The sequence below is a fragment of the Streptomyces sp. MS19 genome, from assembly GCF_047200595.1.
In the GTDB taxonomy this organism is placed as follows: Bacteria; Actinomycetota; Actinomycetes; order Streptomycetales; family Streptomycetaceae; genus Streptomyces.
Genome location: NZ_JBJZOH010000005.1, coordinates 241,774 through 266,588, shown reverse-complemented (window position 1 = coordinate 266,588; position 24,815 = coordinate 241,774). Strand labels below are relative to the sequence as shown.

Sequence of the window (24,815 nt, the reverse complement as noted above, 5' to 3'; positions counted from 1 at the left end):
GGACCAACCCCCCCCTCCCCCCCCCCCCCCCCCCCCTTCGCTGTTGCCGTCACCGCCTCCGAGGTCAGGCCGGATCGGCCGAGGGGTCGTCCCCGGCGCCCTCGTCAGCCTCGTCCGCCTCGTCCACCGGCGTCAGGGAGTCCGTCCGCAGGTCGGCCGCTATCTGCGCGGCCTCCTCGAACGTCACGTCCACGTTGCCCTGGCCGTCCACCCGCTGCGCGATGACCGCGCCGAGGGTGCTGGTGTCGGCCCAGACGCAGACCGGCACCACGACCGTCTCCATCAGGACCGGGTCCTCGGCCTCGGCGCCCTGGCACTTCATGACCGCGTCGCCGATGCCCTCGGGCGACGCGGCCTCGGGCTCGCCGACGAGCGTGAACTGGTCGTCGGCCTCCGAGGCGGTGTAGGCGAACAGGGCGTCCACGGCGGCGTCCGGTTCCTCCAGGGTGCCCCACAGGCCCACGACGAAGAGCGTCGTCGCCGCGCGGTCGCCCAGTTCGGCCGGGTCGGTGATGCCCGCCAGTTCGGTCGGGGAGATGCCGCCGACGTACTGGGCGGTGGCGCCCTCCGCGTCCTGGAGACCCATGCGCGCGAGGTCCTCGGGGGAGGCGTTCTCGGCGGTCTGTGGCGGTGCGAGGACCGCGTAGTCGCCGAAGACGCCGGGGAAGTCGAGCTGGTACGAGGTGCCCTCGGCCAGCTCGCCGCCGCCCTCACCGCCGCCCCCGCCCCCGCCGCCGCCACCGTTGTCGTCGTCACCGCCGAGCAGCGCGATCCCGCCGGCGACGAGCGCCGCCACGACCACGACGGCCGCGGCCACGATGCCGATCTTCTTGTTCCGGCCGCCGCTGCCGCCGGGCGGGGGCGCCTGGCCGTACGGCGGCTGCTGCCCGTAGGGACCGGGCTGGCCCGGCGGGGGCTGCTGCCCGTAGGGCTGCTGTCCGTACGGGCTCTGCGGGGGCTGCTGGCCCGGCGGGGGCTGCTGCGGGAAGCCGTAACCCTGGCCGCCGGGCGCGGCACCGCCCTGTCCGTACGGGTTCTGCCCGGCGGGCTGGCCGTAACCGCCGCCCTGCGGCCCGCCGTACGGGCCCTGCTGGTTCGGCGGCTGGCCGGGCTGTCCCGGTGGCGGCCCCTGCGGAGGCTGCTGCCCGTACGGCTGCTGCCCGTACGGACCCGGCTGGTGGTGACTCATCGATGCATCCCCTCACAAGCGCGTAGCTCGACGCTTCCGTTCATCCTGTCGGACGGTGTATGCGTATGTACATCTGACCGCCTGCCAGGGCCTGCGCCTTCCCCGGCAGCCCAGCCGCACCCCCCCCGCGGACGGGTCACGGCATCCCCTGCTCCTGCCCGCTCCCCACCTCGACCAGGGACGCCGCGCGCAGATCCGCCGTGAACCGGGCCGCGTCCGCCAGGGAGACCGGTTCCGGATGTTCCCCGGTCGTCTCGTCCACCAGCCGGTCGGTGACGACGATGCCGAGGGTGTCGAAGTCCGCCCATGCGCACACCGGTACTCGCGGCGTCTCCTCAGGATCGACGTCAACGCCCTCCAGCATCCGGCAGGTCATGAGGGCGTTGCCGAGCCCGTCCGGCTCCATCGCGGTCGGCTCGCCGACGAAGCGCGCGCCGCCGTTGGAGGTGAACATGCCGCCGTCGGCGAAGAAAGCGTCCAGGGCCGCCTGCGGGTCCCCGATGGTGCCGTAGTACCCGTTGAACATCGCGAACCCGACCACCGGGCCCTCGGGCGGGTTCGGGTCCTGGTACATCGCGCCGGTCGTGTCGTCGACCTGGACCGACGGGTGGAGGTTCCCCTCCGTGACGTCCTCCATGTCCTCCGATCCGTCGGGGTCCCTCTCCAGCGTCCCGACCGCGGCCGGGGGCTGGAGGGCGTACGCGCGGCCGTCGTCGCGGAGGCCGCCGTCGTCCCCGCCGAGCGCGACGACGAGGCCGACCGTCACCGCGGCGGCCACGGCGACGGCGACGGCCACGAGCAGTCCGGTCCGCCGCTTCGCGGGGCCCTGCCCCGGCGGCGGCGGATAGGGCTGCCCGTACGGCGCGGTGCCGTAGGGGGCGGGCTGCGGCGGGGCCGGGTATCCGTGAGGCGGGTATCCGTGGGCCGGGTTGCCGGGGGCGCCCGGGAAAGCGGGACTGCCGGGGGGCTGGTGGCCGTAGGGGGACGGGCTTCCCTGCGGAGGCGGGCCCGGCGGCTGGTGAGTCACGTGGCGTTCTTCCCTCTCGTTCCTGTGGCGGCCGCCCGGCGGGGCCGCACCGCCGCCTGCCGCCATCCTCTGCCATCCCCGCGCCGGTGCCGCCGGGGAGCGGCATTCTGATTCGAACTTGGGACACACCGCCTCGTAGACTGACCGTCGTGACCGAGAACACTCAGCCGCCCGCGAACGGGCCCCTCAGCACCCCAGCCGATCTGCCGACGCAGTACACGCCGGCCGACGTAGAGGGAAAGCTGTACGAGCGCTGGGTAGACCGGGGCTGGTTCAGGGCCGACGAGAAGAGCGGCAAGGACCCCTACAGCGTCGTCATCCCCCCGCCGAACGTCACCGGCAGCCTGCACCTGGGCCACGCCTTCGAGCACACGCTGATCGACGCCCTGACCCGCCGCAGCCGCATGCGGGGCTACGAGACGCTGTGGCAGCCGGGCATGGACCACGCGGGCATCGCCACGCAGAACGTCGTGGAGCGCGAGCTGGCCAAGGAGGGCCTGTCGCGGCACGACCTCGGGCGTGCGGCGTTCGTCGAACGCGTCTGGCGCTGGAAGTCCGAGTCCGGCGGCCGGATCTCCGGGCAGATGCGCCGCCTCGGCGACGGCGTCGACTGGGACCGCGAGCGGTTCACCATGGACGAGGGCCTGTCGCAGGCCGTCCAGACGATCTTCAAGCGCCTCTACGACGACGAGCTGATCTACCGCGCCGAGCGCATCATCAACTGGTGCCCGCGCTGCCTGACGGCCCTGTCGGACATCGAGGTCGAGTACCAGGAGGACGAGGGCGAGCTCGTCTCCATCCGGTACGGGGACGGCGAGGACTCGCTCGTCGTCGCGACCACCCGCGCCGAGACGATGCTCGGCGACACCGCCGTCGCCGTGCACCCGGACGACGAGCGCTACCGGCACCTCGTCGGCCGCCGCATCGCGCTGCCGCTGACCGACCGGACCATCCCCGTCGTCGCGGACACGCATGTGGACCCGGAGTTCGGCACCGGCGCCGTCAAGGTGACGCCCGCGCACGACCCGAACGACTTCGAGATCGGCCGCCGCCACGACCTGCCGCAGCTCACGGTCATGGACGAGCACGCCGTCATCACCGTCCACGGGCCCTTCCTCGGGCTCGACCGCCTCGAAGCGCGCTCGGCCGTCGTGGCCGCGCTGCGCGCCGAGGGGCGGATCGTCGCCGAGAAGCGCCCGTACACGCACTCCGTCGGGCACTGCTCGCGCTGCAAGACCACCGTCGAGCCGCGCGTCTCGCTCCAGTGGTGGGTCAAGGTCGCGCCGCTCGCGAAGGCGGCGGGCGACGCCGTGCGCGACGGGCGGGTGGACATCCACCCGAAGGAGATGACATCCCGCTACTTCGAATGGGTCGACAACCTCCACGACTGGTGCATCTCCCGGCAGTTGTGGTGGGGCCACCGCATCCCGGTCTGGTACGGGCCGGACGGCGAGGTCCGGTGCGTCGGCCCGGACGAGGAGCCGCCGGCGGGCGAGGGCTGGCACCAGGACACCGACGTCCTCGACACGTGGTTCTCCTCCGCCCTGTGGCCGTTCTCCACGCTCGGCTGGCCCGAACGGACCGGCAGCGTCGAGAAGTTCTATCCGAACTCCGTCCTCGTCACCGGCTACGACATCCTGTTCTTCTGGGTCGCGCGGATGATGATGTTCGGCCTCTACGCGATGGACGGCACCCCGCCGTTCGGCACGATCGTGCTGCACGGCATGGTCCGCGACCAGTTCGGCAAGAAGATGTCCAAGTCCTTCGGCAACGCGGTCGATCCGCTCGACTGGATGGACGCGTACGGCGCGGACGCCCTGCGCTTCACGCTGAGCCGCGGCGCCAACCCGGGCGTGGACGTCCCGATCGGCGAGGACTGGGTCCAGGCGTCGCGCAACTTCGCCAACAAGGTGTGGAACGCGACGCGCTTCGCCCTCCTCAACGGCGCGACGGTCGGCGGCGACCTGCCGGACGCGGCCGAGCTGGGCCCCGCCGACCGCTGGGTCCTCTCGCGGCTGAACTCGGTGGTCGCCGAGGTGGACGCGTACTTCGACGACTACCAGTTCGCCAAGCTCAGCGACGTCCTCTTCCACTTCGCGTGGGACGAGGTCTTCGACTGGTACGTCGAGCTGTCGAAGACGACGTTCGCCGCCGGCGGCCGGGCCGCCGAGGTGTCGCGGCGCGTCCTCGGCGAGGTCCTGGACGTGACGCTGCGGCTGCTGCACCCGCTGATGCCGTTCGTCACCGAGGAGCTGTGGACCTCGCTCACCGGCCGCGAGTCCGTCGTCGTCGCCGCCTGGCCGGCCGACTCCGGGTTCCGCGACCGGGCGGCGGAGGACGAGCTGGCGGCCGTCCGCGCGCTGGTCACCGAGGTCCGCCGCTTCCGCGCCGACCAGGGGCTCCAGCCGGGACAGCGCGTCCCGGCCACGCTCGACCTGGGCGGCACAGGACTGGAGGCGCACGAGGAGGCCATGCGCGCCCTGCTGCGCCTCCAGCCGCCCGGCGAGACCTTCGAGGCGACCGCCTCCCTCCCGGTCGGCGGCGCCACGGTCGCGCTCGACCTGCACGGCGTCATCGACTTCGAGGCCGAGCGCAAGCGGCTGACGAAGGACCTGGCCGCCGCCGAGAAGGAGCTGGCCCAGACCACCGCGAAGCTCGGGAACGAGGCGTTCCTCGCCAAGGCGCCCGACCACGTGGTGGACAAGATCCGCGCCCGCCGTGCCGCCGCCGAGGCCGACATCGCCCGCATCGGGACACAGCTCGCACAGCTCCCGTAACGGGACTGTCGGTGGTGCTCCGTACACTGGCCCCGTGAACGGCACACTCCGTGCCCGGCCCCCCGCCACCGGCGGGCGGACCGGGCGCGGGGTGGGGGTGCGGGCGGAGAAGTGAACGGAATGACGCAGTGACTGACAGTCCTACCGGCGGTGGTCCCCGGGACGAGAGCGGCGACCCGTTCGAGGACATCGTGGCCGCGGAGAGCGACCGCGACCCGGACCTCGCGGTCATCGAGGCGGGCAGCCGCACGCTGCGGGCCCAGTCCGGCCCCCCGCGCGCCGAGGACCTGCCCGGACGGCCCGCCGACCCCGAGGTGGACCGCGCCCTGCGGGAGGTCGAGGCGGAGCTGGCCGGGCGCTGGCCCGAGACCAAGCTCGATCCCTCGGTGGTCCGCATCCAGGCCCTGATGGATGTCCTGGGCGAGCCGCAGCGCGCCTACCCGTCGATCCACATCACCGGCACCAACGGCAAGACCAGCACGGCCCGCATGATCGAGGCGCTGCTGACCGCCTTCGACCTGCGCACCGGCCGCTACAGCAGCCCGCACGTCCAGTCGGTCACCGAGCGCATCAGCCTCGACGGCGCCCCGATCCCCGCCGACCGCTTCGTCGCCGCGTACGAGGACATCAAGCCGTACGTCGAGCTGGTGGACGCGCGGCAGGACTACCGGCTGTCGTTCTTCGAGGTGATGACCGGCATGGCGTACGCCGCCTTCGCCGACGCCCCGGTGGACGTCGCCGTCGTCGAGGTCGGCATGGGCGGCACCTGGGACGCGACCAACGTCGTGGACGCCCAGGTCGCGGTCCTCACGCCGATCTCCCTCGACCACACCGAGCGGCTCGGCGACACCCCCGCGAAGATCGCCGTGGAGAAGTCCGGGATCATCAAGCCGGACGCCCGCGTGGTCCTCGCCCAGCAGCCCGTGGAGGCCGCCTCCGTCGTGCTGCGCAAGGCCGTCGAGGTGGACGCCACCGTCGCCAGGGAGGGCCTGGAGTTCGGCCTGCTGTCCCGCGAGGTCGCGGTCGGCGGGCAGCTGCTGACGCTGCGCGGCGTCGGCGGCGACTACCCGGACGTCTTCCTGCCGCTCTACGGGGAGCACATGGCGCACAACGCGGCGGTCGCCCTCGCGGCGGTCGAGGCGTTCTTCGGCGTCGGCGAGGGCCGGGAGGCGGGCACGCTCGACCCGGACGTCGTCAGGACCGCGTTCGCCTCCGTCACCTCGCCCGGCCGCCTCGAAGTGGTGCGCAGCAGCCCCACCGTGATCCTCGACGGGGCGCACAACCCGGCGGGCGCCCAGGCGGCCGCCGCGGCCGTCACCGAGGCGTTCGGCTTCAGCCGCCTCGTCGGGGTGATCGGGACGAGCGAGGGCAAGGACGTACGCGGCCTGCTCGAAGCCTTCGAGCCGGTCCTCACCGAGGTCGTCGTCACCGGGAACGCGAGCCACCGCGCCCTCGACCCCGACCGGCTCGCCGCGATCGCGGTGGAGGTCTTCGGCGAGGACCGCGTGCAGGTCGAGCCCCGGCTCGACGACGCGCTGGAGGCGGCGATCGGTCTCGCCGAGGAGGAGCACGAGTACGCGGGGGCCGGGGTGCTGGTCACCGGCTCGATCATCACGGTCGGCGAGGCCCGGCTGCTGCTGGGAAGGAATCGCTGATGCGGACGCTCTGCGCCGGCACGCTCGTCGGGGAGTTCATCGTCATCGCGCTGGCCGCGCTCGCCACCGGGCAGCTGTCCGATGTCGCCACCGGCACGCTGTGGGCCGTCAGCGGCACCGCCATGGTGCTGTGCCTGCTGGTGTGCGCGCTGATCACCCGTCCGGGCGGGGTCCAGCTCGGCTGGCTGCTCCAGGCCGGGCTGGTCGCGGCCGGCTTCGTGCTGCCCGCGATGTTCTTCCTCGGCGCCGTGTTCGCCGGCCTGTGGTGGGCCTCGGTCCACTACGGCCGCCACATCGACGCGATACGCGCGGCCCGCGCCCGCGAGGAGGCGGCGGCCTGACGGGCCGCCCCGCGACCCGGCACGCCCAACTGCCGGGCCCTGATGCGGAACGGCGTCCCCCTGCCGGGTAATCTTGCTGCCCCCGCCGTCCTCCCTGTTGCCAGGCCTGTCGTCAGGAGCCGCGTCCATGAGCCAGCGCACCCTCGTCCTGCTGAAGCCGGACACCGTCCGCAGAGGACTTGTCGGTGAGGTCCTCGGCCGGATCGAGCGGAAGGCCGAGTGGACCATCACCGCGCTGGAGCTGCGCACGCTGGACCGAGCCACCCTGGAGACGCACTACGCCGAGCACGCCGGCCGCCCGTTCTACGAGCCGCTGATCGAGTTCATGTCCTCGGGCCCGAGCGTCGCGCTGGTCGTGGAGGGCGAGCGGGTGATCGAGGGCCTGCGGGTGCTGGCCGGTCCGACCGACCCGATCGCCGCCGCCCCCGGGTCCATTCGGGGGGATTACGGCACGATCGTGCGGGAGAATCTGATTCACGCCTCGGATTCCGAGGACTCGGCCGAGCGCGAGTTGAAGATCTTCTTTCCCGGACTCGACTGAGCGGAATGAACGGGACGGGCGCGCCTGACGTTCCCTCAGTGAAAACGGCGCGCCACGCCCGGTTCACCTGAAAGCAGTCCGCCATTCCGGTATGTACAGTCGAACGAGGGAACCCTTCACCCGAACACGACGTCACCATGACGGAGGGTGGGCCGGGTTCCGCCGACAATGGCGAGAGCGGCGCTACGGCGCTCCGTGTCCGACCGGCGGTGGCTACGATGGCAGCACCGCGACTCTCCTCCGCTCCGGGCGGAGAGGGCCCGCCTGGCGCTCCGTTCATCGCAGCCCCGCCGACCTCCCCGCACAAATCGCTCCAGCTGGAAGGCCAGATGTATCCCTATGGCGAACAATATGTCGTTCATCGGCCGTGACATGGCAGTCGACCTCGGGACGGCCAACACGCTGGTGTACGTCAGAGGTCGCGGGATTGTTCTCAACGAGCCGTCCGTCGTCGCCATCAACACCAACACCGGCGGCATTCTCGCGGTCGGTGCCGAGGCGAAGAAGATGATCGGCCGCACGCCCGGCAACATCGTGGCGGTCCGCCCCCTCAAGGACGGCGTCATCGCCGACTTCGAGATCACCGAGCGGATGCTCCGCTACTTCATTCTCAAAATCCACAAGCGCCGTTATCTGGCGCGCCCGCGCGTGGTCGTCTGCGTGCCCTCCGGCATCACCGGGGTGGAGCGCCGCGCGGTCATCGAGGCGTCCACCCAGGCCGGTGCCCGCCAGGTGCACATCATCGAGGAGCCGATGGCCGCCGCGATCGGCTCGGGGCTCCCCGTCCACGAGGCCACCGGCAACATGGTCGTGGACATCGGCGGCGGCACCACCGAGGTCGCCGTCATCTCCCTCGGCGGCATCGTCACCGCGCAGTCGATCCGGGTGGCGGGCGACGAACTGGACAACGCGATCATCCAGCACATCAAGAAGGAGTACAGCCTCCTCCTCGGCGAGCGCACGGCCGAGAGCATCAAGATCACCATCGGCTCGGCCTACGACCTCGACGCCGACGAGCACACCGAGATCCGCGGCCGCGACCTCGTCAGCGGCCTGCCGAAGACCGTGGTCATCTCCTCCGCCGAGGTCCGCAAGGCCATGGAGGAGCCGGTCAACGCCATCGTGGACGCGGTCAAGACCACGCTCGACAAGTGCCCGCCCGAGCTGTCCGGCGATGTCATGGACCGCGGCATCGTCCTCACCGGCGGCGGCGCGCTGCTGCGCGGCCTGGACGAGCGGCTGCGCCGGGAGACCGGCATGCCGATCCACATCGCCGAGGACCCGCTCGACTCGGTCGCGCTCGGCTCCGGCAAGTGCGTCGAGGAGTTCGAGGCGCTCCAGCAGGTACTGGACGCCCAGCCCCGGCGGTGATCCGCGGCACCCCCGCGCGCCGGTCCGCCGCGTGCGGGGCGGTCCGCCCGCGCGGCGGATCACCGGACCACCCCCGCCGACCGGCGCAGCACCTCGGCGTCCTGCCGCCCGGCACATTCCTGTAGCGCCACACAGCTTTCAGCGCCACACAGCTTTCCAGAGAAAGGCACGGCCGCCGCCAGTGAGGGACACCCGAGAGAGCCGGCTGCTTCTCGTCCTGTTGGTATCCATCGCGTTCGCGCTGATCTCGGTGGATATCCGGGGCGGGGACAACTCTCCGCTGGACGGTCCGAGACAGGCGGCGGCGTCGCTGTTCGGCCCGGTCGAGGAGGGCGTCGCGGGTGCCGTCGACCCGGTGGCCAACGCCATCGCGGCCGTCCGCGAGTCCGGTGACCGGCACGACCGGATCAGCGAGCTGGAGCGGGAGAACGCGGAGCTGCGCCAGCAGCTCGGCTCCGACGCGCACCGCGATTCGCGGATAGAGCAACTGGACGACATGCTCCAGACCGCCGGGGCGGGCCAGTACGGCATCGTCGCCGCGCAGGTCATCGCGATCGGCGCCGCCCAGGGCTTCTCCTGGACCGTCACCATCGACGCGGGCAGCGAGGACGGCATCACCCGCGACATGACGGTACTCAACGGCGACGGGCTCGTCGGCCGCGTCACCACCGTCGGCTCCGGCACCGCGACCGTGCTGCTCGCCAACGACCCCGGCTTCACCGTCGGCACGCGCCTGGAGGACAGCGAGGAACTCGGCTTCGCCACCGGCCGCGGGGACAACGAGCTGGAGGTCCAGCTCCTCAACCAGCAGGCGCGCGTGGCCGAGGGGGACCGCATGGTCACCTTCGGCTCGGACGACAACCGGCCGTTCGTGCCGGGCGTCCCGGTCGGCGAGGTCGTCAGCGTGGACCGCACGGCGGGCGACCTGACGAGGACGGTGCGCGTGCGGCCGTACGTCTCGTTCACCCAGCTCGACCTGGTGGGCGTCGTCGTCGAGCCGCCGCGCGACAACCCGCGCGACTCCGTCCTCCCGCCGCGTCCCGAGGACAGGGACGAGGGCCGCGACGAGGACGAGCGGGCCGACCGCGGCGCCCGCGAGCGCGACGGGGACAGCGGCACCGAGGACGGTCCCGGCGGCGTGGAGGACGGCACCCGGGAGCCGGAGGCGCCGGGCGAGGGCGGCCAGGACGGCGACGTCGCCGCCGAGGGCGGGCAGCCCGGCGGTCCCGGCGCGGGTCCACCCGCCGATCCCGCCGACCCAGCCGCCCCCGCCGACCCAGACGTGGAGTGACCGATGCGCGTAGCACGTACCCTCCTCACGATCCTCCTCGTGACCGTGGCGCTCGTCGTCCAGGTCAGCGTCCTCGCGCGGCTCGGCCTGCCCGGCGCCGTCCCCGACCTGCTGCTCCTGACGGTCCTCGGCCTCGCCCTGGTCTACGGCCACGTGGGCGGCTGCCTCGTCGGTTTCGCGGCCGGGCTGCTCGCCGACCTCGCGCCGCCCGCCGACCACGCGGTGGGCCGGTACGCGCTGGTCCTGTGCGTCGTCGGCTACGCGGCCGGGCTCACCAAGCCCGAGGGCGGCCAGCACAGGTCGGCGACCGTGCCGATGCTCGTGGTCGCCGCGGGCGCCGCCTCCTCGACGCTGCTCTACGCGGGCGTCGGCGCGCTGGTGGGCGACTCGGCCGCCCGTGACGTCGGGCTGACCGGCCTGCTGGTCAGCGCCACGCTCTACGACCTGCTGCTCGCCCCGTTCGTCGTCCCGCTGGTGATGGCCATGGCACGCCGCACGGAGAACGACCCGCTCGCCGGCGACGGCGGCTCCGGCGGCGCCGGGGACGCGCCGGTCAGCTGGCTCGGCCGCTCCGGCACCGGGCTCCGTACCCGCGCGCCGCGCCGCAGCCGCTACGGGAAGGCGACCCGTCTCGCCGGGAAGCAGCGGTCCTCGCTGCTCAGCCGCTCCGCGCGCAACCGCGCCGGCCGCATCAAGGGGGTCAAGCGCCTGTGACGAACATCCCGGAGACCGGGCGGACCTCGCGCATCACCATCCGCCTGGTCGTCATCCAGATACTGGTCTTCTCCCTGCTGCTGACGCTCGGCGGGCGCCTGTGGTACCTCCAGATCAGGCAGGGCGACGAGTTCGCCGCCCAGGCGGCGGGCAACCACGTGCAGCAGGTCATCCAGCCCGCCGTGCGCGGCGCGATCCTCGACGCGCGCGGCGTGCCGATCGCTGACAACGAGACACGGCTCGTCGTCTCCGCCGACCGGACCGAGCTGAGCAAGCTCCCCGACGACGGGGAACAGGTACTCGCCGACGTCGCCGAACTCCTCGGCCTGCCCGCCGACGAGGTCGCCAACCGGGTGCGGCTGTGCGACGCGCAGACGCCGCAGCCCTGCTGGAACGGTTCGCCGTACCAGCCGATCCCGATCACCGACGAGGCCACGACACGGCAGGCGCTCCAGATCCGCGAGCGCACCGAGGACTTCCCCGGCATCAGCGCCGAGCCCACCGCCGTACGCCGCTACCCCGCCCCGGACGGCGCCGACACGGCACAGGTCCTCGGCTACCTCTCGCCCGTCACCGACGACGAGGTCGCCGACTCCGAGGACACCGACAACCCGCTGCTGCGCTCGGACCAGATCGGCCGCGCGGGTCTTGAGCGGTCCTACGACGAGTACCTGCGCGGGCAGGCCGGTGTGACGCGGTACGAGGTGGACAAGTTCGGCCGGGTGCTCGGCCAGTCGGAGAGCGAGGCCGCCCGCGCCGGCGACTCCCTCGTGACCACCATCGACACCCGCGTGCAGGCCGTCGTGGAACAGGAGCTGGCGCAGGCCATGGAGGTCGCGCGCGCGCAGTACGACGACATCTCGGGCCGCAACTACGAGGCCGAGGCCGGCTCGGCCGTCGTCCTGGAGAACGCGACCGGCCGCGTCGTCGCCATGGCGTCCGCGCCCGACTACGACCCGAACGTCTGGGTCGGCGGCATCTCCAGCGACGACTACGCCGCGCTGACGGACGAGGACTCCGAATACCCGCTGCTCAACCGGGCGATCATGGGCCAGGGGCCGCCGGGATCGACGTTCAAGGTCGTCACCTCGACCGCCGCCGTCCGCGCCGGGTACGACTGGAACGGCCGCTACGACTGCGCCTCCTCGTACGACATCGGCGGCCAGACGTTCCGCAACTTCGAGTCGTCCTCGTACGGCCCGATCTCCCTCGGCCGCGCCATCGAGGTCTCCTGCAACACCGTCTTCTACGGCATCGCCCACCGCGAGTGGCAGGCCGACGGCGGCAACGACCCGGTGGACGACCCGGACGACTGGCTCTTCCGCACCGCGCACGACTTCGGCCTCGGCGAGCGCACCGGCATCGACCTCCCCGACGAGGCGGCGGGCCGCATCCCCGACCGCCAGTGGAAGCGCGACTACTGGGAGGCCAACAAGGACGAGTGGTGCGAGATCGCCGAGTCCGACCGCGACGACTACGCGGCCCGCATCGCCCGCGAGAACTGCACCGAGGGCATGACGATGCGCGCCGGTGACATGCTCAACTTCTCCATCGGGCAGGGCGACGTGCTCGTCACGCCGGTCCAGCTGGCCACCGTCTACGCGGCGCTCGGCAACGGCGGCACGCTCTACCAGCCGCAGGTCGGCCGCGCCGTGATCGGCCCGGACGGCACGGTGCGCGACGAGTTCGAGCCGGTGGAGACCGGCAGCCTCCCGGTGGACGGGGAGACGCTCGGCAACCTGCGGGACGCCACCGAGAGCGTCATCACGACGGGTAGCGCGGCGTGGAAGTTCGGCGGCTGGCCGCAGGGCGAGATCCCGCTGCACGGCAAGACCGGTACGGCCGAGGCGTCGGGCGACCAGCAGACGACGTCGTGGCTCGCGACGTACTCCGACGACTACACCGTCGTCATGACGATCTCCCAGGCCGGCACGGGCTCCGGCGCGTCCGGTGACGCCGTGCGGCACATCTGGGAGGCGATCTACGGGGTGAGCGGCGGCTCGGTGGACGAGGACAGGGCGCTGCTGCCTGAGCCGCACCGCGACCTGCCGCGCATCGACGAGAACGGCACGATCGTCCCCGACCGCGGCGACGAGGAGCGGGCCGACCGTGGCGAGCGCGACGGGGACGGCCCAGGCGGCGCCGACACGGGCGACACCGGCGACCCGGGCGGTGATCCCGGCGGCGATCCGGGGGACGACCCGGGGACCGATCCCGGCACCGACACCGGCGGCGATCCCGACGGCGACCCGGGACCCGACCCCGGCGCGGAACCGGGCGAGGAACCCGGCGCCGATCCGGGCACCGACCCCGGCGGCGGACCGCCCGACGACACCGCCTGACCACGACAAGCCCCCGACCCCCAGGCTGACGAGGCACCTCCGGTGAGCACGCGTAACCTGACCATCGCCCGGCTCGCCCCGCCCAAGAGCGCGTGGCGCAGACTCGCCGCCCGCGACTCCCTGGTCCGGCGGATCGACTGGGTGCTGCTGCTCGCCGCGCTCGCCCTGTCCGGCCTGGGGATCGTGCTGATCTACTCGGCGACCCGCAACAGGACCGGGATAACGGGCGGCGACCCGCAGTTCTTCCTGATACGCCAGACGATCAACCTCGCGATAGGCGTGGCCCTGGCCGTCGGCGTCATGTGGCTCGGGCACCAGCGGCTGCGCAGCTTCGTCCCCGTCTTCTTCGCGCTCTCGCTCGGCGCGATGCTCCTCGTCTTCAGCCCCCTCGGCACCGAGATCAACGGGCAGCGCGCCTGGCTGTCCATCGGCGGCTACACGCTCCAGCCAGGCGAGTTCGCGAAGGTCGCCGTCGTCCTGGGGCTCGCCGTCATCCTGGCCGACCAGGTGGACGCGGGCGACCGCGAGTTCCCCGGCACCAAGGCGATACTCCAGGCGCTCGGGCTGGCCGCGATCCCGCTGGCCGTCGTCGTCGTGGACGACATGGGCATGGCCATGGTGCTCAGCGTCATCGTGCTCGGCATCCTGCTGGCGTCCGGATCGCCCCTGAGGTGGTCGCTCGGCCTGATCGCGGCCGGGATCGCGGCGGCCGTCCTCGTCTGGCTGCTCGGCCTCCTCGACAGCTACCAGATCGACCGCTTCGCCGCCTTCGCCGACCCGTCGCGCGACCCGTCCGGCGTCGGCTACAACACCAACCAGGCCAGGATCGCCATAGGGACCGGCAGGGTCTGGGGCAGCGGACTGTTCAACGGCACGCAGACGACCGGCCAGTTCGTCCCCGAGCAGCACACCGACTTCATCTTCACGGTCGCGGGCGAGGAACTGGGCTTCGTCGGGGCGGGCGGCATCATCCTGCTGATCGGCGTCGTCCTGTGGCGCGCGCTGCGCATCGCCCGCGAGTCCACCGACCTGTACAGCACCGTCATCGCCGCCGGAATCGTGGCGTGGCTGGCGTTCCAGTGCTTCGAGAACATCGGGATGGCGCTCGGCATCATGCCGGTCGCGGGCATCCCGCTGCCGTTCCTGTCGTACGGCGGCACCGCCATGTTCGCCGTGTGGATCGCCGTCGGGCTGCTCCAGTCGGTCCGCATGAAACGGCCGCTGTCCGTCACCGCGGCCCCCGCCGCCGGACGGGCCGCGCGCGCGATGCCGGTACGCTGAGTGGCCGAGCCGGTCGCGGGCACGCCGCCCGCGCGCCACGCCCCGATGGTGACCCCGATGCTGAAAGGCGCCCGTATGCCTGTCGAGTCGGTCTTCCCGCGCCTGGAGGCCCTGCTCCCGCACGTGCAGAAGCCCATCCAGTACGTCGGCGGTGAACTGAACTCCACCGTCAAGGACTGGGACTCCTGCGACGTCCGCTGGGCGCTGATGTACCCCGACGCGTACGAGGTCGGGCTGCCCAACCAGGGCGTCATGATCCTCTACGAGGTGCTGAACGAGCGCGAGGGCGTCCTCGCCGAGCGCACGTACAGCGTGTGGCCCGACCTGGAGGAGCTGATGCGCAAGCATCAGGTCCCCCAGTTCACGGTGGACGGGCACCGGCCCGTCGGCGCGTTCGACCTGCTGGGCGTCTCGTTCTCCACCGAGCTGGGCTACACCAACCTCCTCACCGCGCTCGACCTGTCCGGCGTCCCGCTCGCCGCGGCCGACCGCACCGAGGACCACCCGGTCGTCGTCGCGGGCGGGCACGCCGCGTTCAACCCGGAGCCGATCGCCGAGTTCATCGACTGCGCGGTCATCGGCGACGGCGAGCAGGCCGTGCTGGACATCAGCGAGATCGTGCGCGCCTGGAAGGCCGAGGGCAGGCCGGACGGCAGGCCGGGGCTGCTGCTGCGCCTCGCGCGCACCGGCGGCGTGTACGTGCCGGGCTTCTACGACGTCGAGTACCTGCCGGACGGGCGGATCGGCCGCGTCGTGCCGAACCGTTCCGGCGTGCCGTGGCGCGTGTCCAAGCACACCGTCATGGACCTGGACGAGTGGCCGTACCCGAAGCAGCCCCTCGTGCCGCTCGCCGAGACCGTGCACGAGCGCATGTCGGTCGAGATCTTCCGCGGCTGCACCCGGGGCTGCCGCTTCTGCCAGGCCGGCATGATCACGCGGCCGGTGCGCGAGCGGTCCATCACCGGCGTCGGCGAGATGGTCGAGCGCGGCCTCGCCGCCACCGGCTTCGAGGAGGTCGGCCTGCTGTCGCTCTCCTCGGCCGACCACAGCGAGATCGCCGACATCGCCGGCGGCCTCGCCGACCGGTACGCGGCGGACAAGATCGGCCTGTCGCTGCCGTCCACCCGCGTGGACGCGTTCAACATCGACCTGGCCAACGAGCTGACGCGCAACGGCCGCCGCTCAGGACTCACGTTCGCCCCCGAGGGCGGCAGCGAGCGCATCCGGAAGGTCATCAACAAGATGGTCTCCGAGGAGGACCTGATCCGCACGGTCGCCACCGCGTACGGCAACGGCTGGCGGCAGGTGAAGCTGTACTTCATGTGCGGCCTGCCCACCGAGACCGACGAGGACGTGCTCCAGATCGCCGACATGGCCGTCAAGGTCATCGCCAAAGGCCGCGAGGTCACCGGCGCCAACGACATCCGCTGCACCGTCTCCATCGGCGGCTTCGTGCCCAAGCCGCACACCCCGTTCCAGTGGGCGCCGCAGCTGTCCGCCGAGGAGACCGACGCGCGCCTCGCGAAGCTGCGCGACCGCATCCGCGGCGACAAGCGCTACGGCCGCTCCATCGGCTTCCGCTACCACGACGGCAAGCCCGGCGTGGTCGAGGGCCTGCTCTCGCGCGGCGACCGGCGCGTGGGCGCCGTGATCCGGGCGGTGTACGAGGCGGGCGGGCGCTTCGACGGCTGGCGCGAGTACTTCTCCTACGACCTGTGGATGGACGCCGCCGCGCGCGCCCTGCCGCCGGCCGGCGTGGACGTCGACTGGTACACGACGCGCGAGCGCGGCTACGAGGAGGTCCTGCCCTGGGACCACCTCGACTCCGGGCTCGACAAGGACTGGCTGTGGGAGGACTGGCAGGACGCGCTCGACGAGACCGAGGTCGAGGACTGCCGCTGGACCCCGTGCTTCGACTGCGGCGTCTGCCCGCAGATGAACACCGAGATCCAGATCGGCCCGACCGGCAAGAAGCTGCTGCCGCTGACGGTGAAGTGATGGCGGGCGCGCCACAGCCGGGACCTGGGCCGGGGGACGCGGCGCTGACCGCCCCCGCGACGGCGGTCCACGCGTCGTTCCTCGCGGCCGTCCGCGAGTTCCGCGCCGAGGGGCGCGGGCTGCCCGACGACAACTCCATGCTCGGCCGGGACATGGCCGCCTTCGGCGACCGCTGGGCCGACCCGGCGGTCTTCGCCGAGTACGCGCGCCTCACCCGGGCCGACGCGGCGGACGACACGCCGCGGCCGGTCGGCCACGTACCGTCCACGGTGCTGTGGTGGACGGCGGGTGACACGTTCCTCGGCCGGCTGTCCATCCGGCACCGCATGACGCCGCGCCTGCTGGAGTGGGGCGGCATCATCGGCTACGACGTGCGGCCGTCCGCGCGGCGGCGCGGGCACGCCACGGCGATGCTCCGCGCCTCGCTGCCCGTCGCCCACCGCCTGGGCTTCGACCCGGTGCTGGTGACCTGCGACTGGGACAACACGGGCTCCCGCAAGGCCATCGAGGCGTGCGGCGGCGTCCTGGAGGACCGCAGGGCCGAGAAGCTCCGCTACTGGATCGCCACCGGGGGCACGTAACCTTGGAGGCAGGCAACGGTTCACCCACCGGTGACCGGCAGCCGTACGACCGGTGCACGACAGCAGCTACGAGGGACTGAGAACCACTGGGCAAGCGACAGCCCGTAGGCCCGCCGCCCGCACCCGCGGTGCAGCGCATCCGACTGCGCTACACCAAGCGGGGCCGCCTGCGATTCACCAGCCACCGCGACTTCCAGCGCGCCTTCGAACGGGCGCTGCGCCGCGCCGCGGTGCCGATGGCCTACTCGGCGGGCTTCACCCCGCACCCCCGGGTCTCCTACGCGAACGCGGCGCCCACCGGCACCGCGAGCGAGGCGGAGTACCTGGAGATCGCCCTCAGCGAGCGCCGCGACCCGGCCGCGCTGATGGCCGACCTCGACACGTCGCTGCCCGACGGGCTCGACATCGTGGAGGCCGTGGAGGCGCGTACACCCGACTTCGCCGACCAGCTGGCGGCCTCCCGGTGGGAGCTGCGGCTCGACGGCGTGGACCCGGCGGACGCCCGCGCGGCGGTCGCGTCGTTCCTCGCCGCGGAGACCGTCGAGGTGCGGCGGGAGACCAAGAAAGGGCTGCGCACCTTCGACGCGCGCACGGCCGTGGTGTCCCTCGAAGCCGGGTCCGATGGGCTCGACGGCCGCCCTTGTGCGATACTGCGCCTGGTAGTACGGCACCTCACACCTGCCGTACGACCTGACGACGTCCTGTCCGGTCTCCGCGCTACGGCCGACCTGGCGCCGCCGGTCCCCGCTGCGGTGACCAGGCTGGCGCAGGGGCCGCTCGATGAGGAGACCGGCACGGTGACCGACCCGTTCGCGCCCGACCGCGACGCTGCCCTGGCCGCCTCTTCCACGGCCGCCGGACAGCAGGCCGCGGCGGCGCCGGGCACCGCCGGACAGTGATGCCGTTGCCGCGCCGCCGAACCGCTAGGTGCCAGGGAGCCACTCGGGCCCCGCTGTTCCGGGCGACGCACCGACCAGGAGACTTTCGCCGTAGCCATACCGCAAGGGTCTGGAACCGGCGAGCTACACGACAGCTCCCGAGCGGCGCCCGCCGTCACCGGTGAGGCGCCCGGGAGCGTGACGGGAGAACCGCCCGCATGCACGAGCCCAACGAGTCCGCGGAAGCGGACGGCGCTGAACGCATCGACAGCACCACCAGCGTCCCCAGCTCCGACGACCGACCGACCGACGACCCAGGCACCGCCGCCGGGGACACGAGCCCCAGCGACACCCTGCCGCCGCGCCGCCGCCGCCGTGCGACCCGCGCGGCGTCCGCGCCGGACGTGACGCGCGTCACCGGCACCGGTGACACGCCCGCCGGGCAGCCCGCCGCCGAGGCGGAAGCCGCCCCTGAGCAGCAGCAACCCCAGCCGGAGGCCGAGCCCGCAGCCGCTCCGGCACCGCGCCGCCGCCGCGCCACGCGTGCGGCAGCCTCCCCCGAGTCCCCGGCCGCGGCCGTGTCCACCCCGGCTCCGGTGGAGGAGACGGCGGCGACCGTGTCCGAGACGGCCGAACCCGCTGCGCCGCGCCGCCGTCGCCGCGCCACGCGTGCCGCCTCGGCGCCCGAGGAGACCGGGAGCGCGCTCGCCGCCGAGGCGGTCGCCGTCTCCGAGGAGGCGGCTCCCGAGCCCGCCCCCGCGCCGCGCCGCCGCCGTACGACCAGGGCCGCCGCCGCGCCCAAGGCCCCGGTGGAGCCCGAGGCGGAGTCCGCCGACGTCAACGACGCCTCTGCCACCACCGACGTCACCGAGGAACTCGTCCCCGAGCCCGCCGCCGAGCCGGCCGCGGTCGAGGACCCGGTCGTCGGCGCGCCCGACGCGGCGGAGGAAGCGGCCGAACCGGCCGCGCCGCGCCGCCGTCGGCGTGCCACCCGGGCCGCCGCGCCCGCCGAGCAGCCCGCCGCCGAGGCGGAGGCCGCGCCCGCGCCCCAGCCGGAGGCCGAGCCCGCAGCTCCGGCGCCGCGCCGCCGCCGTGCGACGCGCGCGGCCGCCTCGCCCGAGTCCGTGGCCGAGGAGGTGTCGGCGCCCGCACCCGTCACGGTGGAGGAGACGGCGGCGACCGTGTCCGAGACCACGGAACCGGCCGCGCCGCGCCGCCGCCGCCGTGCCACCCGGGCCGCCGCCGCGCCCGACGCCGCCGCGCCCGACGCCGCCGAGGCCGTGGCCGTCTCCGAGGCCGCCGGGCCCGGGAGCGCCGAGCCGAAGGCCGCCGAGCCCGAGGCCGTACCCGCCCGGCCGGAGGAGACCCCGGCGGCCGCGCAGGACGAGACCGCCGCGCCCTCGCGCCGTCGCCGCCGCGCGACGCGCACCGAGCAGCAGGCCCGTGAGACCGCCCCCGCGGAGGCACCGCAGGCGCCTGCCGCCGTCTTCCGCGCGCCGGTGTTCCAGGCCCCCATGTTCCAGACGCCGCAGCGCGCCGCCGAGGAGGCCGCCGCCGGGCGCCGCCGGGCGGACGACGAGCACGACGACCGGTACCCGTTCCAGGCGCCCGGGATCGACGACGGGCCGGAGGAGACGGAGGAGGCCGCGCCGGCGGCCGAGGCCGACGAGCAGTCCGTCCCCGACGCCGCCGCCGGTGAGTACGACGAGGACGAGGGCCACGACCGGCCCGCGCGCCGCCGCCGCCGCGGTGGTCGCAGGCGGCGCCGCGGCGAGACCGCCGAGCGTGCCGCCGAGGTCGCCGGTGCCGCCGCCGAGGCGGACGGCGACGAGGACGAGGCCGGGCACACCGGGGCCGAGCCCGCCACCGACACCGCCGACACCGCCCGCGGTGACGAGGCGGGCGCCGACGAGACGGACGCCGACGAGGGTGCGGGCGGCTCGCGCCGCAGGCGCCGCCGCCGTCGCCGCAGCGGCGAGGGCGACGCCGAGGGTGACAGTGGTTCCCAGGACTCCGGGGACGACCCGGAGCGCACCGTGATCAAGGTCCGCGAGCCGCGCCGCAAGCGTGACGGCGCGACCGAGAGCGCGGACGGCGTGCAGTCCATCAAGGGCTCGACCCGCCTTGAGGCGAAGAAGCAGCGCCGCCGCGAGGGGCGCGAGCAGGGCAGGCGCCGTGCGCCGATCATCACCGAGGCCGAGTTCCTGGCGCGCCGGGAGTCGGTCGAGCGCGTGATGGTCGTCCGGCAGAGCGGCGAGCGCACCCAGATCGGCGTGCTGGAGGACAACGTCCTCGTCGAGCACTTCGTCAACAAGGAGCAGTCCGCCAGCTACGTCGGCAACGTCTACCTCGGCAAGGTGCAGAACGTCCTGCCGTCCATGGAGGCGGCGTTCGTCGACATCGGCAAGGGCCGTAACGCGGTGCTGTACGCGGGTGAGGTCAACTTCGAGGCGCTCGGCCTCGGACACGGCCCGCGCCGCATCGAGTCCGCGCTCAAGTCCGGCCAGCCGGTCCTCGTCCAGGTGACCAAGGACCCGATCGGCCACAAGGGCGCCCGGCTGACGAGCCAGATCTCGCTGCCCGGCCGCTACCTGGTCTACGTCCCCGAGGGCTCGATGACCGGCATCAGCCGCAAGCTGCCGGACACCGAGCGGGCGCGGCTGAAGCAGATCCTCAAGCGGATCGTCCCCGAGAACGCGGGCGTCATCGTGCGCACGGCGGCCGAGGGCGCGACCGAGGACGAGCTGACGCGTGACGTCGAGCGCCTCCAGGCGCAGTGGGAGGAGATCCAGAAGAAGGCGAAGAAGGGCAACGCGCCGACGCTCCTGTACGGCGAGCCCGACATGACCGTCCGCGTCGTCCGCGACATCTTCAACGAGGACTTCTCGAAGGTCATCGTCAGCGGTGACGCCGCGTGGGGCACCATCAGCGACTACGTGTCGCGCGTCGCCCCCGACCTGGCGGACCGCCTCCAGCGGTGGACGTCGGACGTGGACGTCTTCGCGACCTACCGGATCGACGAGCAGCTGATGAAGGCGCTCGACCGGAAGGTGTGGCTGCCGAGCGGCGGTTCGCTGGTCATCGACCGCACCGAGGCGATGGTCGTCGTGGACGTCAACACCGGGCGCTTCACCGGCCAGGGCGGCAACCTGGAGGAGACCGTCACCAGGAACAACCTGGAGGCGGCCGAGGAGATCGTCCGGCAGCTGCGGCTGCGCGACCTCGGCGGCATCATCGTGATCGACTTCATCGACATGGTGCTGGAGTCCAACCGCGACCTGGTCCTGCGCAGGCTGCTCGAATGCCTCGGCCGAGACCGCACCAAGCACCAGGTGGCCGAGGTCACGTCGCTCGGCCTCGTGCAGATGACGCGGAAGCGGGTCGGTCAGGGGCTGCTCGAATCGTTCTCCGAGCCGTGCGTGCACTGCAACGGGCGGGGCGTCATCGTCCACATGGACCACGCGCACACCTCCGGTGGCGGCGGTGGCGGCGGCGGTGGGCGGAAGAACCGCAAGCGCGGCAAGGGCGGCGCCGAGCACGCCGAGCACACCGAGCAGGCCGGGCAGACGGAGCCGGCGGAACAGACCGAGCCCGTCGAGGAGACCGGGCCGCTCGGGCTGGCCGACATCGCGGACCTGACCGTCACCGCCGAGGCGGAGGCGGCCGAGGCGGCCGGGGCCGTCGCGCCGGAGCCGGGCGCCGGGGAGGGCGAACGCGCGCCGCGCCGCCGTCGCCGTGCCACCCGGAAGGTCGGCACGCCCGCCGGGCCGCCGCAGACCGGCGAGGACTCCGAGGCCGAGGCCGAGGTGGTCGTGCCGGCGGTGGCCGAGGAGGCCGCCCCCGAGCCCCGGGAGGAGGCCCCGGCCGAGGCCGGGCCCACGCCCCGGCGCGGGAGCCGCCGCAAGGTGTCGGTGCCCGCAGGATCGCCCCGGGCCACGCAGGAGCCGGAGGTGCTGGTCGTCCCGGCGGCCCCGTCCGAGGCGGGGCCCGCCGTGGCCGAGGTCGCCGAGTCCGCCGTGCCCGCCGAGCCGGTCGAGGCCAAGCCGAGGCGGCGTGCCGTACGCCGTGCCTCGGCCCCCGCCGGGTCCCCCGAGGGCTCCACGGAGGCCGTGGTGACCGTCGTCCCGTCCGGGGCGTCGAAGACCGCGGAGAGCCCGGAGGCACCTGAGGCCCCCGAGGCGCCTGCCCCGGCCAGGAAGACGGCGAAGAAGGCGGCGGCCAAGAAGACCGCCACGAAGAAGGCGGCGGCGAAGAAGGCCACCACGAAGAAGGCGGCCGCCAAGAAGGCCACCACCAAGAAGACGGCCGCCAAGTCGGCGGCGAAGAAGTCGGCCAAGGCCACCGCCGCCGAGGCGACCCCGCCGCCCTCGGTCTCGGCCTCGACCGACGAGTGACAGGGTGACGCGCGGCCGTACGGCCGTGGACGCCGGTGGGACGGGTGATTTGACCGCCCCACCGGCGTCTCCGTATCCTTGGCGGTCGGCGTGTCACCTGGCACGTCACACCCCTGAGCATCTTCCTCCCGCGTCAGGCGCGGGCCCGGCAGTGGGCCGCGCGCGGGAGAGGCCGGGTCCGCCCGCTGCTGGCGTCAGGGGACCGAATCGAGCGAGAGAGAGTTCCGCGTGTACGCGATCGTGCGCACCGGCGGCCGTCAGCAGAAGGTTGCTGTCGGCGATGTCATCGAGACCGACCGTCTGGCCGGGAACGAGGTCGGCGACACCGTCGAGCTCTCCACCCTGCTCGTCGTGGACGGCGACACCGTGACCAGCGACCCGTGGGTCCTGGCGGGCGTCAAGGTCACGGCCGAGGTCCTCGACCACACCAAGGGCGAGAAGATCCGGATTCAGAAGTTCAAGAACAAGACCGGCTACCGCCGGCGGATGGGTCACCGCCAGCTTCAGACCCAGCTGAAGATCACCGAGATCCCCGCCCCGGCCGCGAAGTAAGGGACTGACGCGAGATGGCACACAAGAAGGGCGCCTCGTCCACCCGGAACGGGCGCGACTCCAACCCCCAGTACCTCGGTGTGAAGCGCTTCGGCGGGCAGCTGGTGAACGCCGGCGAGATCCTGATCCGTCAGCGCGGCACGCACTTCCACCCCGGCAAGGGTGTCGGCCGTGGCAAGGACGACACGCTGTTCGCCCTCCAGGCGGGCACCGTCGAGTTCGGCACGTACCGTGACCGCAGGGTCATCAACATCGTGCCGGCTGCCGCCGCGTAACGACCGGCAGCGCGTACACCCGAGGGCGGATCGCCTCCCCGGCCGGGGAGGCGGGTCCGCCCTTGCCCGTTGGGGCACGCCCCCGACCCAGCCCTGAAGCACACGCCAGAACCTGCCGGGAGGCACACCATGACCACCTTCGTGGACCGCGTCGAGCTGCATGTCGTCGCGGGTAACGGGGGCCACGGCTGTGCCTCCGTGCACCGGGAGAAGTTCAAGCCGCTCGGCGGCCCGGACGGCGGCGACGGCGGGCGCGGCGGCAGCGTCACCCTCGTCGTGGACCGCGACGTCACCACGCTGCTCGAATACCACCACCGCCCCTACCGGAAGGCCACCAACGGCAAGCCGGGCGGCGGCGGGAACCGTACGGGCGCCCACGGCCAGGACCTCGTCCTACCCGTCCCCGACGGCACGGTGGTGCTCGACACGTCCGGCGAGGTGCTGGCCGACCTGGTGGGCGAGGGGACCACGTTCGTCGCCGGACAGGGCGGCCGCGGCGGCCTGGGGAACGCGGCGCTCGCCTCGCCGCGCCGCAAGGCCCCCGGCTTCGCGCTGCTCGGCGAGCCGGGCGAGGAGCGGGAGATCGTCCTCGAACTGAAGACGGTCGCGGACGTCGCGCTGGTCGGCTTCCCGAGCGCGGGCAAGTCGTCGCTGATCTCCGTGCTGTCCGCCGCCCGCCCGAAGATCGCGGACTACCCGTTCACGACGCTGGTGCCGAACCTCGGCGTCGTCACGGCGGGCACGACCGTCTACACCGTCGCCGACGTCCCGGGGCTCATCCCCGGCGCGAGCGAGGGCAAGGGCCTCGGGCTCGACTTCCTGCGGCACGTGGAGCGCTGCTCGGTCCTCGTGCACGTCCTGGACTGCGCGACCCTGGAGTCGGAGCGCGACCCGCTCTCCGACCTCGACGTGATCGAGCGCGAGCTCGCCCAGTACGGCGGCCTCGACGGCAGGCCGCGCCTCGTGGTGCTCAACAAGACGGATATCCCGGACGGCGCGGATCTGGCGGAAATGGTCAGGCCGGAACTCCAGGCCCGCGGCCTGCCGGTATTCGAGGTTTCCGCGGTGTCGCGGAAAGGGCTGCGGGAACTCTCCTTCGCGCTCGCCGAACTCGTCGCGGAAGCGCGGGCCGCGGTGCCGGCCGAGGCGCCGACGCGGATCGTGATCAGGCCGCGCGCCGTCAATGACGCGGGCTTCACGGTGACGCGGGACGGCGAGGGATTCTTCCGGGTGCGCGGCGAGAAGCCGGAGCGCTGGGTGCGGCAGACCGATTTCAGCAACGACGAGGCGGTCGGTTACCTCGGGGACCGGCTGAACCGCCTCGGCGTCGAGGCGGAACTCGTCAGGGCGGGCGCCAGGGAGGGCGACGGCGTGGCGATCGGGAGTGACGACGACGCGGTCGTCTTCGACTTCGAGCCGTCCGTCACCGGGGGCGCGGAGATGCTGGGCAGGCGTGGCGAGGATCACCGCATCGCCGAGACGCGGCCCGCCGTGCAGCGCCGCCGGGACCGGGAGGCGCGGCGCAACGACAGCGCGCAGCGGGAATTCGAGGAATTCCACCCCTTCGACTGAACGGGCGCCGCGGGGACGCGCGGTGCCGGTCCGGTG

18 protein-coding genes are annotated in these 24,815 nt (G+C 73.2%); 16 read left to right on the top strand and 2 right to left on the bottom strand.

Annotated elements, in window-relative coordinates:
- Positions 1–64: 64 nt before the first annotated feature.
- Both ACL02R_RS08160 and ACL02R_RS08155 read right to left on the bottom strand, forming a co-directional pair.
- Complete coding sequence (locus ACL02R_RS08160; RefSeq protein ID WP_412796183.1) at positions 65–1,189, bottom strand: hypothetical protein; 1,125 nt, start codon at positions 1,187–1,189, stop codon at positions 65–67.
- 136 nt (positions 1,190–1,325) lie between these two features.
- Positions 1,326–2,216 carry a hypothetical protein gene (locus tag ACL02R_RS08155; RefSeq protein WP_412796182.1) on the bottom strand — a complete coding sequence of 297 codons (891 nt, stop codon included), beginning with the start codon at positions 2,214–2,216 and terminating at the stop codon, positions 1,326–1,328.
- 149 nt (positions 2,217–2,365) lie between these two features.
- Between ACL02R_RS08155 and ACL02R_RS08150 the strand changes: the two genes are divergently transcribed.
- From ACL02R_RS08150 to obgE, 16 genes are all read left to right on the top strand, one after another.
- Entirely contained in the window at positions 2,366–4,993 is a 2,628-nt protein-coding gene (locus ACL02R_RS08150; protein WP_412796181.1) for a valine--tRNA ligase, read from the top strand.
- Between the two features lie 128 nt (positions 4,994–5,121).
- Positions 5,122–6,648: a bifunctional tetrahydrofolate synthase/dihydrofolate synthase gene (folC, locus tag ACL02R_RS08145; RefSeq protein ID WP_412796180.1), complete on the top strand. Its 1,527-nt coding sequence runs from the start codon at positions 5,122–5,124 to the stop codon at positions 6,646–6,648.
- Positions 6,648–6,989, top strand: a complete 342-nt coding sequence (locus ACL02R_RS08140; protein WP_412796179.1) for a DUF4233 domain-containing protein — start codon at positions 6,648–6,650, stop codon at positions 6,987–6,989. The genes folC and ACL02R_RS08140 overlap by 1 nt, the downstream gene beginning before the upstream one ends.
- A 127-nt stretch (positions 6,990–7,116) precedes the next feature.
- On the top strand, positions 7,117–7,530 hold the full coding sequence (gene ndk, locus ACL02R_RS08135) for a nucleoside-diphosphate kinase (RefSeq protein ID WP_412796178.1): 414 nt from the start codon (positions 7,117–7,119) through the stop codon (positions 7,528–7,530).
- Between the two features lie 351 nt (positions 7,531–7,881).
- Positions 7,882–8,901 (top strand): rod shape-determining protein, encoded by a 1,020-nt coding sequence (locus ACL02R_RS08130; protein WP_052851024.1) that lies wholly within the window; start codon positions 7,882–7,884, stop codon positions 8,899–8,901.
- Positions 8,902–9,082: 181 nt separating this feature from the next.
- The gene (mreC, locus tag ACL02R_RS08125) at positions 9,083–10,192 is read left to right on the top strand and encodes a rod shape-determining protein MreC (RefSeq protein WP_412796177.1); all 1,110 of its coding nucleotides are present in this window, start codon (positions 9,083–9,085) and stop codon (positions 10,190–10,192) included.
- 3 nt (positions 10,193–10,195) lie between these two features.
- A complete protein-coding gene (gene mreD / locus ACL02R_RS08120; RefSeq protein WP_412796176.1) occupies positions 10,196–10,906 on the top strand; it encodes a rod shape-determining protein MreD in 711 nt (236 codons plus the stop codon).
- Positions 10,903–13,248 carry a penicillin-binding protein 2 gene (mrdA, locus tag ACL02R_RS08115; protein WP_412796175.1) on the top strand — a complete coding sequence of 782 codons (2,346 nt, stop codon included), beginning with the start codon at positions 10,903–10,905 and terminating at the stop codon, positions 13,246–13,248. The genes mreD and mrdA overlap by 4 nt, the downstream gene beginning before the upstream one ends.
- A 42-nt stretch (positions 13,249–13,290) precedes the next feature.
- Positions 13,291–14,529, top strand: coding sequence for an FtsW/RodA/SpoVE family cell cycle protein (locus ACL02R_RS08110; RefSeq protein ID WP_412796174.1), 1,239 nt, complete (start codon positions 13,291–13,293; stop codon positions 14,527–14,529).
- Positions 14,530–14,604: 75 nt separating this feature from the next.
- A complete protein-coding gene (locus ACL02R_RS08105) occupies positions 14,605–16,527 on the top strand; it encodes a TIGR03960 family B12-binding radical SAM protein (RefSeq protein ID WP_412796173.1) in 1,923 nt (640 codons plus the stop codon).
- Complete coding sequence (locus tag ACL02R_RS08100; RefSeq protein WP_412796172.1) at positions 16,527–17,108, top strand: GNAT family N-acetyltransferase; 582 nt, start codon at positions 16,527–16,529, stop codon at positions 17,106–17,108. Before ACL02R_RS08105 ends, ACL02R_RS08100 begins: the two co-directional genes overlap by 1 nt.
- 128 nt (positions 17,109–17,236) lie before the next feature.
- Positions 17,237–18,007, top strand: coding sequence for a TIGR03936 family radical SAM-associated protein (locus ACL02R_RS08095; RefSeq protein WP_362955514.1), 771 nt, complete (start codon positions 17,237–17,239; stop codon positions 18,005–18,007).
- Positions 18,008–18,204: 197 nt separating this feature from the next.
- Complete coding sequence (locus tag ACL02R_RS08090) at positions 18,205–22,380, top strand: Rne/Rng family ribonuclease (RefSeq protein WP_412796171.1); 4,176 nt, start codon at positions 18,205–18,207, stop codon at positions 22,378–22,380.
- Between the two features lie 228 nt (positions 22,381–22,608).
- Positions 22,609–22,932 carry a 50S ribosomal protein L21 gene (gene rplU / locus ACL02R_RS08085; RefSeq protein ID WP_129840469.1) on the top strand — a complete coding sequence of 108 codons (324 nt, stop codon included), beginning with the start codon at positions 22,609–22,611 and terminating at the stop codon, positions 22,930–22,932.
- Between the two features lie 14 nt (positions 22,933–22,946).
- Positions 22,947–23,207: a 50S ribosomal protein L27 gene (gene rpmA, locus ACL02R_RS08080; protein WP_362955520.1), complete on the top strand. Its 261-nt coding sequence runs from the start codon at positions 22,947–22,949 to the stop codon at positions 23,205–23,207.
- 129 nt (positions 23,208–23,336) lie between these two features.
- Positions 23,337–24,779, top strand: a complete 1,443-nt coding sequence (obgE, locus tag ACL02R_RS08075; RefSeq protein ID WP_412796170.1) for a GTPase ObgE — start codon at positions 23,337–23,339, stop codon at positions 24,777–24,779.
- Positions 24,780–24,815: the final 36 nt, after the last annotated feature.

Excerpts from the sequence above, each read along its gene's own strand:
- ACL02R_RS08160 (WP_412796183.1), bottom strand. The coding sequence starts at position 1,189 with ATGAGTCACCACCAGCCGGGTCCGTACGGGCAGCAGCCGTACGGGCAG.
- ACL02R_RS08140 (WP_412796179.1), top strand. The coding sequence starts at position 6,648 with ATGCGGACGCTCTGCGCCGGCACGCTCGTCGGGGAGTTCATCGTCATC.
- ndk (WP_412796178.1), top strand. The coding sequence starts at position 7,117 with ATGAGCCAGCGCACCCTCGTCCTGCTGAAGCCGGACACCGTCCGCAGA.
- ACL02R_RS08130 (WP_052851024.1), top strand. The coding sequence starts at position 7,882 with ATGTCGTTCATCGGCCGTGACATGGCAGTCGACCTCGGGACGGCCAAC.
- mreD (WP_412796176.1), top strand. The coding sequence starts at position 10,196 with ATGCGCGTAGCACGTACCCTCCTCACGATCCTCCTCGTGACCGTGGCG.
- ACL02R_RS08105 (WP_412796173.1), top strand. The coding sequence starts at position 14,605 with ATGCCTGTCGAGTCGGTCTTCCCGCGCCTGGAGGCCCTGCTCCCGCAC.
- ACL02R_RS08100 (WP_412796172.1), top strand. The coding sequence starts at position 16,527 with ATGGCGGGCGCGCCACAGCCGGGACCTGGGCCGGGGGACGCGGCGCTG.
- ACL02R_RS08090 (WP_412796171.1), top strand. The coding sequence starts at position 18,205 with ATGCACGAGCCCAACGAGTCCGCGGAAGCGGACGGCGCTGAACGCATC.
- rpmA (WP_362955520.1), top strand. The coding sequence starts at position 22,947 with ATGGCACACAAGAAGGGCGCCTCGTCCACCCGGAACGGGCGCGACTCC.
- obgE (WP_412796170.1), top strand. The coding sequence starts at position 23,337 with ATGACCACCTTCGTGGACCGCGTCGAGCTGCATGTCGTCGCGGGTAAC.